General features: G+C 27.3%; 9 protein-coding genes, 1 riboswitch and 1 other annotated feature. Of the genes, 2 read left to right on the forward strand and 7 right to left on the reverse strand.

Annotation, left to right across the window (positions count from 1 at the left end):
- Window positions 1-76 precede the first annotated feature (76 nt).
- The 4 genes from aroB to putP form a co-directional block, all read right to left on the reverse strand.
- The gene (gene aroB / locus NG918_RS13445; protein ID WP_252211836.1) at window positions 77-1,129 is read right to left on the reverse strand and encodes a 3-dehydroquinate synthase; all 1,053 of its coding nucleotides are present in this window, start codon (window positions 1,127-1,129) and stop codon (window positions 77-79) included.
- A gap of 60 nt (window positions 1,130-1,189) precedes the next feature.
- Window positions 1,190-2,203: a 3-deoxy-7-phosphoheptulonate synthase gene (aroF, locus tag NG918_RS13450; protein WP_252211835.1), complete on the reverse strand. Its 1,014-nt coding sequence runs from the start codon at window positions 2,201-2,203 to the stop codon at window positions 1,190-1,192.
- Between the two features lie 379 nt (window positions 2,204-2,582).
- Window positions 2,583-4,016, reverse strand: coding sequence for a cardiolipin synthase (gene cls / locus NG918_RS13455; protein ID WP_252211834.1), 1,434 nt, complete (start codon window positions 4,014-4,016; stop codon window positions 2,583-2,585).
- Window positions 4,017-4,652: 636 nt separating this feature from the next.
- Entirely contained in the window at window positions 4,653-6,125 is a 1,473-nt protein-coding gene (gene putP, locus NG918_RS13460) for a sodium/proline symporter PutP (RefSeq protein ID WP_252211833.1), read from the reverse strand.
- A 172-nt stretch (window positions 6,126-6,297) separates the two neighbouring features.
- Window positions 6,298-6,515: a binding site (T-box leader), on the forward strand.
- Between the two features lie 180 nt (window positions 6,516-6,695).
- Between putP and leuS the strand changes: the two genes are divergently transcribed.
- On the forward strand, window positions 6,696-9,146 hold the full coding sequence (gene leuS / locus NG918_RS13465) for a leucine--tRNA ligase (protein WP_252211832.1): 2,451 nt from the start codon (window positions 6,696-6,698) through the stop codon (window positions 9,144-9,146).
- Between the two features lie 605 nt (window positions 9,147-9,751).
- Here the strand turns inward: leuS and NG918_RS13470 are convergent.
- The 3 genes from NG918_RS13470 to NG918_RS13480 all read right to left on the reverse strand — a co-directional run bounded on the left by NG918_RS13470 (window position 9,752) and on the right by NG918_RS13480 (window position 14,082).
- Window positions 9,752-11,854: a methyl-accepting chemotaxis protein gene (locus tag NG918_RS13470; RefSeq protein ID WP_252211831.1), complete on the reverse strand. Its 2,103-nt coding sequence runs from the start codon at window positions 11,852-11,854 to the stop codon at window positions 9,752-9,754.
- 58 nt (window positions 11,855-11,912) lie between these two features.
- Window positions 11,913-12,647: an acyltransferase gene (locus NG918_RS13475; RefSeq protein WP_252211830.1), complete on the reverse strand. Its 735-nt coding sequence runs from the start codon at window positions 12,645-12,647 to the stop codon at window positions 11,913-11,915.
- A 380-nt stretch (window positions 12,648-13,027) separates the two neighbouring features.
- A riboswitch (cyclic di-GMP riboswitch) is annotated at window positions 13,028-13,117 on the reverse strand.
- A gap of 209 nt (window positions 13,118-13,326) precedes the next feature.
- Window positions 13,327-14,082: a methyltransferase domain-containing protein gene (locus NG918_RS13480; protein WP_252211829.1), complete on the reverse strand. Its 756-nt coding sequence runs from the start codon at window positions 14,080-14,082 to the stop codon at window positions 13,327-13,329.
- Window positions 14,083-14,337: 255 nt separating this feature from the next.
- Here NG918_RS13480 and NG918_RS13485 point away from each other — a divergent pair, with 255 nt between their 5' ends.
- Window positions 14,338-14,667: a HesB-like protein gene (locus NG918_RS13485; RefSeq protein WP_252211828.1), complete on the forward strand. Its 330-nt coding sequence runs from the start codon at window positions 14,338-14,340 to the stop codon at window positions 14,665-14,667.
- The last annotated feature ends 35 nt before the right edge of the window (window positions 14,668-14,702 follow it).

A 14,702-nucleotide genomic window follows, 5' to 3' on the forward strand; every position in this document is an offset into this window, starting at 1 on the left:
TAATATATTAATTGAAATTCTATTTACTTTTTAATATAAATTTAAACTTAAAAATATAATTTCAAAAATGTAAAATTTACTTAAAGAAATCTATATTGCTATTTTTTAAAAATGATTTTCCAATACTCTCAAGTAATACTATCTTTAAAGCATTATTAATATTTTTTTTGTCTAAAGAAATTGTTTCTAATATTTCATCTAAATTTTCAATATCTATATCATGAGGAAGTGAATATTGAACTAATATATCTCTTATCTCATCTGAAATTCCCTTTGGTGTAAGGCCTTTTCCTTCAGACATTTTAGTTATTTTATACATTCCAATTCCTACGGCTTCACCATGAGTATATTTATTAAAATTATAGTATGCCTCTATTGCATGACCCAATGTATGACCAAAATTTAATAACATCCTCTCGCCTTTATCTTTTTCATCATTTTCAACAACTATTCTTTTAATATTACAACATATATAAATTATATCTTCTATATTATCCATAACTTCATCTTTATTTTTAAACTCTTTTAACTTATGAAAGAATTCTTTATCTTTTATACATCCATATTTTATTACTTCAGCCATTCCATCTTTAAAAAATTTATCTTCTAATGTAATTAAAACATCTGGATCAATTAAAACCACTTTAGGATGATAAAAGCTTCCTACCAAATTCTTTCCCCTATCTAAATCTACAGCAACTTTTCCTCCAACACTACTATCAACTTGAGCAAGTAATGAGGTAGGTACTTGAATAAAATCAATTCCTCTCAAAAATGTAGATGCTGCAAATCCTCCAAGATCTCCTATAACTCCTCCTCCAAGTGTAATAATTAAATCACTTCTAGTTAATTTAAAATCTAAAAACTCATTATATATCTTAGGAAGAGTATTAAAGGACTTAGTTTCCTCTCCAGGTTTTAATACCATTGTCTTAACATCATATCCATGATTAATTAACGAGTCTTTAACCTTATCTCCGTAGTGATAATTTACATTTTCATCAGTTAATACAAAAATCTTTTTCCCTTTATAAACTTTATTTATTTCATTACTAAGTTCATTAATTAATCCCTTTTTAATTATTATTGAATAACTTTTTTCCTTTAAATCTACAACTAACTCCCTCATTTTAATACTCTCCTCGTATATTTTTAATTCAGCTCTTCTGTTTAAATATATTAATTTAAACTATATTTCTCTACCTACTGCTTTTGCAATAACTTTTAATTCTTCAAAAAGTTTTGCATACTTACTTGGTTTTATTGATTGTGGTCCATCACACAAAGCATTTGCTGGATCATTATGGACTTCTATTATAAGTCCATCTGCACCAATTGCAATTGCAGCTTTAGCTAGTGGTTCTACCATCCAATACTTCCCTGTAGCATGACTTGGATCAATAATAACCGGTAAATGACTTAATTTTTTAAGAGCTGGAACTGCACTTAAATCTAATGTATTTCTGGTATATGTCTCAAATGTTCTAATTCCTCTTTCACAAAGAATTACATTTTCATTACCACCTGCCATTATATATTCAGCACTCATTAACAGCTCTTCAAGAGTTGCTGATAATCCCCTTTTTAAAAGTATTGGTTTATTTAATCCTCCCAATTCTTTAAGTAAATCAAAGTTTTGCATATTTCTTGCTCCAACTTGTATAACATCAACATTATCATTAAAAAATTCTATATCATATGGTGACATAATTTCCGTAACTATAGGTAATCCTGTATTTGCTTTTGCTTTTTTTAAAAGTTCTAAACCTTCATACTTTAATCCTTGGAATGCATATGGTGAAGTTCTAGGTTTAAATGCTCCACCTCTTAAAAAGTTTGCCCCTATTTTTTTAACATCTTTAGCTATTTGCGTTATTTGTTCTTCGCTTTCAACTGAACATGGTCCTGCAATCATAGCTATTTTATTTCCACCTATTTTTTGTCCATTCACATCAATTATTGTTGATTCTGGATGAAACATCCTATTTGCCTTTTTAAAAGGTTCTTGTACATGCATAACTTTTTCAACTATTTCATTAGCCTCAATTTGTTCTTTATCAATTTTACTCGTATCCCCTACTAAACCTAAAATGCTAATGTCAGTTCCTATAACAGGGTTTACTTTAACACCTTGATTTTCTAAAATTAAAGTTAATTTTTCTATTTTTTCTTGTTCAACTTTTTGTTTTAATATTACTATCATATTTTTTGCCCCCTTAATTTTATATAAAAAAAATAGAGCCCACATATTAATGAGCTCTATAATGTATTCACATAATAAACATCTAAAAAATTCTTATAATTTTTGAGCACTCATTAAAGTTAAATTATTTAATTTTTTGCAAAATAAATAGCTAGCGCTAAAATAAAAGCCCCAGAACATAAAATAAAAAAAGTTATAAAATTTTGCAATAAATATTTTAACTATATTCTTTTCCATAGTGCCCTCCCATTAAATAAAATTTAATCATCTTGATATATTAATCAAATAAATTATTATATTTTTAGTATAACAACTTAGAATTTTTTGTCAATATTTTTTGATACTTTTTTATTTTTTATTAATTTTTTTGATAATTCAATTATAATATTGGTGAAACTAGTCTTGCTAAAGATTCTTTTATCTTAATAGATGTACTTCTATTAGAATGAGATTCTATTGTTATTTCCTCAGAAAATTCAATATCCTTCATGAATTGTTTTTCATAATCAACAGCTACTCTATCATCAAAGATAAAAGCATTAACTTCAAAATTTAATTTGAAACTTCTTATATCCATATTAGCTGTTCCTATAGATACTACAGTGCTATCTGCAACCATAGCCTTAGCATGAATAAATCCATTTTTATAATAATATATTTTTATTCCAGCATTTAATAGTTCACCTATATAAGAACTAGCTGCCCATTGCATAAAAAAGTGATCTGGATTTCCTGGAATTATTATTCTTACATCAACACCTGACAACGCAGATATTTTTAACGCCTCTAATATTGGTAAATCTGGAACTAAATAAGGTGTCTCTAAATATAAATTATTTTTAGCATTATTTATAAGCTTAATATATGCGTTTCTAATATATTCTTCTTCATGATCTGGACCACTTGTAACTATTTGTATTCCCACATCCCCTATTTCTTCATTTGTATCTGATAAATATTTATTATAATCACGTATTTCTTCTTCTGATGCATAGCACCAATCTAATAAAAATCTTTCATTTAAATCATTTACTGCTCCACCTTTTATTCTAACGTGGGTATCTCTCCAAAATCCAACCTTAGGATCTTTATTTATATATTCCTTACCAACATTAAATCCTCCAACATATCCATATTTCCCATCTATTACAACTATTTTTCTATGGTTTCTATAATTTATACGCGTATTTATATGTGGTAAAATTCCTGGGAAAAATATTGCAAATTTTCCTCCTGATTTTAAATAATTCTTTAATGCACCTTTTGTTAAAGTATATGAACCCATACTATCTGCTAAAAGTCTTACTTCAACTCCACTTTCTGCTTTTTTTGTTAATTCTGCTATTATTTCTTTTCCTAAACAATCATTACGAAAAATATAATATTCTATATGTATATATTCTTTTGCATTCTTTATATCTTTAAGTAATTGTCTAAATTTATCTTCTCCATTAACATATACTTCAAGATCATTGTTAGTTGTATATTGACAACCTGAATGATTATAATTCATTTTTCTTAAATCAAAAAATTTATCTCCACCATCATGACAATTACTCTTATTACCATATCTACTACTTAAATTTCTTCTCTTTATTTCATCAATTTGTTTTTTTTCTTTAAAAATCTTTTGCCTACTTAAGTTTTGTCCTAACAAAATATATAATACAAATCCAAATCCCGGTAGAATAATTAGTATTAAAAGCCATGCCCATGTTGTTGTTGGATCCTTTCTTTCTATAAATATCAATGATAATGAAAAAATTATATTTAATATTAAAACTATCATGCCTATCCCTAATAATATATTCATATTTTCTCACTTCCTTTGTTTAGGTTATTATTTTGAATTAAATAATTATATTATAAATCTTCGTTTAATTTATAGGCTATATTCACTATTTTATCATAGATATATAAATTTATTATAATGAATTAACTAACATTTACTTAAATAAAGCTTTAAGTATTAATACTATATCCTTTTAATAATATATGAAAAAAATTTAATACTATTATCACATTTCAAATCTAACAACCAATTATACTGCCATTGTTATTCCTTATGGGAAATTTTTTAATTTTTTCTAATTTATAATTTCGGTTATTAATAATTTCTTAAATAACATAATTTCATAAATATGTACTCATCACACTTCTAAAATACAGTATTCTATAAGTTATCCACAAATTTTCAAGCAATATAATTTCCTAAAGAAGAACAAAATCGCTAAGGCGACTTTGGAGCCGTCGATTTTTTTAGCCATGCGCCCTTTCCAAACGCAGTGCAGGAATAATGGTGCGGCATATGATTATTTTTTATTCTTTAGGGGTACTCATAATACCTTTCAATAAAAACATAGGTTAAGCAAACACTATAATTTTATTAAGCTATATTTTAAATATGTGTTAATATATCCAATAGGTGAGTTGACATTAAAAATATGTACTATTTTACTTTATGCTTTTTCATATCTAAATTACTAACAACATATATAGCAATTAAAGCTAATAAAAATCCCGGTACAATTTCATAAAGATTAAATATTGGTGCTGAAAAATAGTTTTTAAATATTGGCCAAATTGCTGATGTAATCCCACCAATTAACATACCTGCTACCGCACCATTTCTAGTGATATTTTTCCAGAATAGTGATAATAAAATTACGGGGCCAAAGGCACATCCAAACCCTGCCCATGCATATGATACCAGTTTTAAAACTGAACTATCTGGATTAAGTGAAATACAAAATGCTATAAGAGCTACAACTAATACCGACAATCTACTAATTCCTATAAGCTCTTTATCTGAAGCTTTTGGCTTAATAATAGATCTGTAAATATCCTCTGAAATTGTAGAAGATATAATTAAAAGTTGAGAATCAGCTGTACTCATAATTGCAGCTAATATTGCTGATAATAATACTCCAATAAATATTAATGGAACACATTTGTGAACTAATAAAATAAATATAGTTTCAGAATCCGCACCTGTTAAGTTAGGGAAATAATAATGTCCAACAAGACCTATACCAGTTGAAGCTAAAAGTGTTATTATAACCCAAACTGTAGCTATTCTTCTTGAAATTTTAATTTCTTCTGGATTTTCTATAGCCATAAACTTTGTAATAATATGAGGTTGCCCAAAATATCCAAGCCCCCACGCAAGAGATGAAATAATTCCTACAACTGCCATTCCTATAGTTCCACTACTTGATCCAGTTATAAAACCAATATCTAATGGATTTAAAAGTGATGGATCAAAAGTTGATAATATATTTCCTACTCCACCAGCTTCTACTATAACTATTATAGGCAATACAAGTAATGTAAAAAACATTAATAACCCTTGAATTATATCTGTATAACATACAGCCATAAATCCACCTAAAAAAGTATAACTTACAACAACTAATCCACATATTATAACAGAAACTATATACGGGGTTCCAAAAACTGTTGTAAATAATTTTCCTCCTGACACAAATCCTGAGGCAGTATATGGTATAAAAAATACAAGTATGAATAACGAAGAAATTAATTTTAATGTTCTTGATTTATCATTAAATCTATTTTCTAAATAAGATGGTACTGTTATTGAATCTGAATATTTTTGAGTATCTACTCTAAGCCTTTTAGCAACTATTTTCCAATTCAAATATGTTCCAATAGCTAGTCCTAAAGCCATCCATACAGATCCTGATAAACCTGTTAAAAAAGCTGCTCCTGGAAGTCCAAGTAATAACCAGCCACTCATGTCCGAAGCTTGTGCACTTATAGAACTTCCCCAATATCCAAGTTTTCTTCCACCTAATGTATAATCTGATAAATTATTAGTTCGACGATAAAAATGTAGGCCTATACATAACATTACTACCAAATATAATGCAAATGTACCCCCAATTATTATTTTTTCATTCATTTATATAAACCTCCTAAATATAAGTAACAATTTTGTACGAATGTAACGATTTTAACAGAAAACTCATGTGAATTCAATTTTCTTAGTCAAAATAGGATTAGTATTTTTATTTATAATTAATATGTCTTCTTGCTTTTTTACAAATTTTAATATATAATATTGCTAAATTTTATATTTTGCTGTGAATAGAAGTAGTAATAATAAAATGTATCTTTTAGAGAGCTATTGTATGGTGTGAAATAGTGTTACATTATTATGAACTTGTCTACGAGCTTACTTGTTAAAAACAAGTACGGGTAACTATCCGTTAAAAATATCAAGCGAGAAGATTAAATTATATTTTTTCTTCTAATAAGAGTGGTACCGCGGAATTTTGCTTTCGTCTCTTAATTTTAGAGATGAGAGCTTTTTTTTATACAATAAATTAATTCAATTGATAATTTACAATCTACAATTGACATTGAAAGAGAAAGCTTACAATTTTTTAATTGTACATATTTCTTAAGAAATATAATCCTTCATTGTCTATTGTTCATTGTTCATTGTCCATTGTTATTTTGGAGGTTAATTATGGAAAATTATAGTACTAAAATCGATGAAAAATGGCAAAAGATTTGGGAAGAAAATGAAACTTACAAATTTAACCCAGAAAATTTAGATAAGAAACTTTATACACTTGAAATGTTCTCTTATCCCTCAGGAGCTCAATTACATGCTGGTCACTGGTTTAACTATGGGCCAACTGATTCATGGGCAAGACTAAAAAGAATGCAAGGTTATAACGTATTCCAACCAATGGGTTTCGATGCTTTTGGGTTACCTGCTGAAAATTATGCAATAAAAACAGGTATACATCCTAAAGATTCTACATTTAAAAATATTGAAACTATGGAAAAACAATTAAAATCTATGGGTGCTATGTTTAATTGGGAAAATGAAGTTGTTACTTGTTCACCTGATTACTATAAATGGACTCAATGGTTATTCTTAAAACTTTATGAAAAAGGATTAGCTTACAGAAAAAAAGCACCTGTTAATTGGTGTCCATCTTGTAATACAGTTTTAGCTAATGAGCAAGTAGTTGATGGCTTATGTGAAAGATGTGATTCTGAAGTTAAAAAGAAAGATTTAACTCAATGGTTCTTCAAAATAACTGATTATGCTGATGAATTATTAGACAAATTAGATGGATTAGATTGGCCAGAAAAAACTAAATCTATGCAAAAACATTGGGTTGGAAGATCATATGGTGCACAAGTTACATTTAAAGTTAAGGATTCTGACTTAAAGTTTGATGTATTTACTACAAGAGTTGATACTTTAAATGGTGTAACTTATGTTGTATTAGCACCTGAAAATAAATTAGTTAACGAATTAACTCTTCCAGAATATAAGGACGCTGTTGAAGCATATAAAGAAGATGCAAGTAAACAATCTGATATAGAAAGACAATCATCATCAAAAGAAAAAACTGGTGTATTTACTGGTTCATACGCCATAAACCCTATAAATGGAAAAGAAGTTCCTGTATGGATTGCTGACTATGTATTAGCTACATATGGTACTGGTTGTGTTATGGCAGTTCCAGCACATGACGAAAGAGATTTCGCATTTGCAAGTAAATTTAATTTACCAATAGAAAGAGTTATTACTAATAAACAAGGTGATGAACCAGAACTTCCATTCTGTGAGCATGGAATACTTGTTAATTCAGGAAAATTTGATGGTTTAACTACAGATGAAGCTAAAAAAGCTATTGTTAGTGAACTTGAAAAAGATGAATTAGGACAAATGAAGGTTAACTTCAGATTAAGAGATTGGTTAGTTTCAAGACAAAGATACTGGGGAGCTCCTATTCCAGTTATATACTGTGATGAATGCGGAATAGTTCCAGTTCCTGAAAAAGACTTACCAGTAGAACTTCCTTATAATGTTGAGTTTACTCCAGATGGTAAATCACCACTTGGAAAATGTGAAGAATTTATAAATACTACTTGTCCTCACTGTGGTAAACCTGCAAAAAGAGAAGCGGATACTTTAGATACATTTGTATGTTCTTCTTGGTATTATTTAAGATACCCTGATAACAAAAATACTGATGCACCTTTTGATCCTGAATTAATAAATAAAATGTTACCTGTAGATAAATATGTTGGTGGACCAGAGCATGCTTGTATGCATTTATTATATGCAAGATTTATAACTAAAGCATTGAGAGATATGGGATACTTAAAATTTGATGAACCATTCTTAAGCTTAACTCACCAAGGATTAATCTTAGGACCAGACGGATTAAAAATGAGTAAATCAAAAGGAAATACAATCTCTCCAGATGACTATATTAAAGAATTTGGTGCTGATGTATTTAGAATGTATTTAATGTTCGGTTTCGCATATGTTGAAGGTGGTGCATGGAGTGATGATGGAGTTAAATCTGTTGCTAGATTTGTAGATAGAATTGAAAGAACTTTAGAATCATGCAGAGATATCATTAATGCTTCAGAAAATATTAAGACTACTATGGATTCTGAAGAAAAAGACTTAAACTTCTGGAGACATACAGCTATTAAAGGTGTTAGCGAAGATGCAGAAAAAATGCAATTTAATACTGCAATAGCAAGACTTATGGAATTTACAAATGCTATTCATAAATATATTCAAGCTGATACTAAAAATCCTACATTCTTAAAAGAAACTGTAGTAGATTTCTTAAAATTATTAGCACCATTTGCCCCTCACTTTACTGAAGAACATTGGAACTTATTAGGTCATAACTCAACTATATTTAATGAAAAATGGCCTGAATTTAATCCAGCTGCTTTAATTAAAGATGAAGTTGAAATAGCTATTCAAGTTAATGGTAAAATAAAAGCTAAAATTATGATACCATCAAACTTAGATGAAGAAGGCATAAAGAAAGCTTCATTAGAAAACGAAACTATAAAAGCAACTACTGAAGGTAAAAATATAATAAAAGTAATTGTTATAAAAGGCAGACTTGTTAATATAGTTGTAAAATAGAAAATTTAATTATATCCTTCTTTTTAGAATTATATAATTTCAATAAAAAAATAGTATCCTGAGAATATAACTTCTTCTGGATACTATTTTTTTATATTTGCCTTTTCCAACTTACTTAGCAACGTTAAATTTCTTTGTTAATAACCACATTTACCGCTTGTCTCAATTTTATAAAAAAATATTCTGTGTTTTAAATAAAGTTGATATTGAACTTTGAGAATAGTTAAGTGAAAATCAAAATTTTACATTTTGCTTTTCGAACTTACTCAGCGAAGTCGAGTTTCCTTTTAATAGTCACATTTACTGCTTGTCTCAATTTTACATTAGGAGCAAGCTAAAATGGGACTATACTTTGCTAATTTCATAAACAAAAATATTCTGTGTTTTAACAGAGGTAATATTATAGTATATTAGCGTAGTGGCATTGGAATTTGCTTTTTAGAATTCTTAATAAAGATTTGTTGAATTAATTGCTTGTCCCAATGTTTCATTGGGAACATGCATTAATTAGACTAAGCTTTATTTTTAGAGTTCTTAAAGTAAATTCCTTAGTCCACGAGCTTTATACTATAATATCAACTCATTATCTTAAAACACAGAATATACTAATCTTCTTTTAATTCAAATTGTGCAACCATGTAATCTAAGCTTTCTGCTTGTGCTGTTAATTCTTCACTAGCAGCCGTACTTTCTTCTGCTATTGATGAATTAGATTGAATTACATTAGCTATATCTTCTATTCTTTCATTTATCTTATTAAGAGATTCTGATTGTTCTTCTGCTAAATTAACTATATTAACAACTAATTCAGTTGCTCCTTTAGTGTGTTCTACAACTTCTTTTAATGAGCTTGCTGTATTATCTGCTATTACTTTACCTTCATTTACAGATTCTATTGAGTTCTTAATAAGTTCTGTTGTTCTCTTAACTGCTTGTGAGCTTTGTTCTGCTAGCATTCTTACTTCATCTGCAACAACTGCAAATCCTTTACCAGCTTCCCCTGCTCTTGCTGCTTCTATTGCTGCATTTAAAGCTAATAGATTAGTTTGTTCAGCTATATCAGCTATTGTTTTTATTATATTTTGTATATTTTTAGATGAAACATCAATATTGCTCATAGCACTTAACATATCTTCCATTTGTTTGTTACTATCTTCAATATATGTAACTAATTGATTTACAATTTCATTAGTTCCATTTGCATGCTTAGCTGTACCTTTTAATTGTTCATTAATATCCCCAATTGATGCTGTTAATTCATCTATTGAACTTGCTTGATCAGATGCTCCTTGTGCTAATACTTGAGCTACTGAAGCTACCTCCTGAGATCCACTAGAAACTTGTTGTGTTGCTTCTCTTATTTGAGTAAATGTATTATTTAATGATGATACTATTTTTATTAAAGATTCTTTTATACCTACAAAATCACCTTTATATTCACCTTCTACATTTACATTAATGTTTCCATTAGAAATACTTCCTAGTACTTCATCTATTTCAGAAATATAAATTTTTAAATATTGAGCTGTATTATTTAATGCTTTAGCAACTTTTCCAAATTCATCATCTGAATTAATATTTATATTTGCACTTAAATTACCAGCTGCTACTTCATCAGCAAATATACTTATATTTGTTAATGGTTTAAGCATATTAGTTGAAAACTTATATATTGTTAAAATAACTGCTATTATAATTAATATTGCTATTATTAGCATTAATATTAATAGTTTAGTACAAATTGAGAAAAGTTCACTTTCATATACTACATTCACTACCATCCAATTAGTAACAGGTACTTTATGATAAAATGCTAGCTTCTTTCCAGTGCCCATACCCAATTTAATTATACCTTTATCTTGTGATTTTATAGCAGATGATAGCTTTAGCATTTCCTTATCTTCTAGTGTATTTATATTTTCTTTCATAACGTATTCTTGATTTGGATGTGATATAAATGTCCCATTATCTGCTATTAACATTCCATATCCTTTTTTTCCATATTTTAATTCTTTTACTTTATTTTCTACTACTTCTATAGCTAAGCTAGATGCTGCCCCTATTTTAGCCTCTCCCATTTCATCCTTCTTCCAAGCAATCATCATAACAACATTTCTCTTATATGCTTCAGAATATGTAGGATTTAAAATTATATCATAAGGACCATTATTATCAGAAAACTTTTTAAAACTTTCTTCTAAAGCCGCTTTAGCCCATGGAGAAGTTTTACACTCATCTGCATTTACATTATAATATCTTGCAAAAAGCTTATTTGAATTCTCTATACTTTTCCATTCATTTGCTGAAATTCCATTTAAAATATGTAAAGCTGCATATTCATTAGGATATGTATTATTAACAAAAGTCCAACGTGATAAATTCAACTGGTCTATAAGAGCTATAGATTCATCATTATTTTCTAAGTTCAAGTCTGGATTAATCTCTAAAACACGCTCTAATATAGGACTTTGAGCTACTTCCTTTACTTCTGAAAGTCTTGAATTCAACCAAGTGTCAATATTATTTACAGCCTCTGCTTCCCTTTCTGACATAAGATTAACTAATTCTTTTTCTATCATATTTTTTGCAGAACCATATGTTATTGATGTTAGTAATAATAATCCAACAGCAACTATTGGTATGATTATTAACATTAATTTAGATTTTACAGATGTTTTCTTAAAATCAAGATTAATATTTTTCTTCATGATTACCCTCCTAATAATATCTATTTTAAAATGTAGCATTTGATTCAAAAATCACTATTTATTTTTGAAAGCTTTTATTGTGAAGCCATACATGATTTAATTCATTTTTATCTTTATTAAAAGTATTTCTTTTTCTAAATTCTTTTGCTGGAACTCCTGCAACTAACACATTTTCTCCTACATCTTTATTAACTAAAGAACATGCTGCAACTATTCCTTTTGTTTTTATTTTTACTCCTGGAAGTATTGTTGAATTAGAATATATTTTTGCATAATCTTCTATTACTACCTCGCTATATTCTCTAAAAGAATGATTATCTTCTTTATGAGAATGAGTAAGTATAGTTACCCCCTCACCTATGCCAACAAAATTTCCAACTTTAATTCCTCCTTTTGAATCTATAAAAGTTCCTCTATTAATAAATACATCATCACCAAATTCAATATTATCTGGTACATTAAATCTAACATTTTCTTCAGCTATAAAATTTTCTCCACAAGATTTAAATAATTTTTTAGCTAAAATCCTTCTATAAGGAATTGCAAAATTAGCTATAAGACACATGGGTGACTTGTCCAATACATCCCATAAAAAATGTAAATATCTTTTCTCCTCCGATATTCCATTTTCCGCAACTTTAGGTAAATAATCTCCATATAATTTAATTTCATCTAATATTTCAAATGGAATAGAACAATTTAAAATTTTTAAAATTTTTATCATTCCATCTTTATCTATTCCATATTGAATAATATCTTCTATCTGTTGTAATAGTTCATCTATTTTCTTCATAAGTATTTTCTCCTTACCCTTAAAATGATTTTCTTATTTGTAATAACAAAAAACTCTTTAAATACACCCCCTTGTAAAATTATTAGTTTTCTTTTGTATTTTTATATAAAACGTATTCTTAAAAGTTAATCATCCATTTTTTCTTTTGCATTCATTAAATTACCTTTCAATATATATTAATTTTAAGTTGCTAACACTTTAATCTACTAAAACAAAAAAATCGCTAAGAGACTGTGGAACGTCGATTTTTTAGCTATGTACTCTTTTCAAACGTAGTGCAGAAATAATGGTGCATAATATGAATTCCTAAATAATAAAAAAGTATCTATGAATTCATAGACACCAAAATTTTAAATTATACAATTGTAAATTAACTGTATTTTGGCAACCTGACGATCATAGAAAATAAATTTTCCTTAGACTCATAAGCTTTGCGACCTTATTTTTCAATAAGTGTGCTATTATCATTCATATTTTGTTAAACACTAAATATGATAACATTATATCCCTTATAATTCAACAAAATATTGCATTATAAAGATAATTATAGAAATAAATCTTACTTTATCTTTAATTTTAAAAATAAAAGTAATAAAAAAACCTATGTATAATTCATATCTTTTTAATAATGAAGTATACATAGATTTTTTTGTGATATTAAAATATATTTTTATAATAATTATATTTCTATATCGTTATTTAAAATTTTTTTAAATTCTTTAAGTACATCTCTTACTTTATCTTCCTCTAATTGTTTATAGTTCTTTATATACCCTGATGTATCAAGAGATACATATAAATTTTTACTCATTTCAATCCAATTTTCTGGAATATATACCCATAAAACTTCTTCATAATTACAACTTAAAAGAAAATGCTCCATTCCCCAAAATGAATACTCTTCTATTTCATGTAATTTATTAAATGTATTATAGTCTTCTACTACTTTTAATTCCAATTTATATTCATATATATCAACATAGAAAAAATCGAATTTTTCTGGTTTTGCTTTAAATGCATCTCCATGTATAATCTTAACTTTTTTATTTTCTCCAAAGTTTTTCTTATACATTTCTATTACTTCTTCACTAATTTCATATACTATAACTTGATTTACCTTAGTTTTTTTTGCAATCTTATCCACTACGTATCCAAGACCAAGACCTACAATTCCTACTTTACCTTTAGCAAATTTTATTGCTTGATAAGAACTTTCTATTTCTTTTGGTGTAATACGCATAAGGCTTTTATCATCTTTTAATAATTGTATTATAGGTAAATCATATTCTTCTGTATTTTCATACATATATCCTTGAAGTTTTATTCCCTTACTACTTTTCTTTTTTATACAATAACGTCCAAGGCTATACTCATTTATAAGAGAATTATATTCTTGTACTTCTTTTACTATAAAATCTTTATTATACGGTTTCATAAATTTTTCCCTTCTAAAACTAATATAAAACTTATTATATAAATTATTATTAATAATATAAACCCTTTTAATACTTAAAATTATAAATTTTAACCTTAATACTTTAAAGAGATAAATTACTGATAAATTATATCATACTTTATACCTCCAAACTATATTTTATATGATTTATAATCTTTTTATTTTGTATCTTGTATGATATACTTAATTCATTAACATTTTTGTTAATCATTTTAATTTAAGTAGGTGATTTATATGAAAAACATTACTATAAGCGAAGAAGCTTATAATGAATTCAAAGGTTTTTTAGATGATAATAACATATCTGATTTTAATATTAGAATAAATTTTGCTGGTGCTGCTTGTAGCGGTCCAATATTTAATATCTCAGTATCTCAAGCTACTGATACTGATGTTGTAGAAAAAGTAAATGATGTATCTTTCATCATGGAAAAAACTTTAATAGAAGAATTTGGTGGCTTTATAATACTTTCTACTAATGAAAATGAAGGTAGAGGTCTTACCTTAAAACCAGTTATAGCTCCTGCTGGAGGCTGTGGTGGTTCATGTAGTGGATGTCACTAATATATACAATACAACTACTTAAATTAAGTAGTTGT

The sequence above is a fragment of the Clostridium sp. ZBS2 genome (assembly GCF_023845855.1).
In the GTDB taxonomy this organism is placed as follows: domain Bacteria; phylum Bacillota; class Clostridia; order Clostridiales; family Clostridiaceae; genus Clostridium; species Clostridium aquiflavi.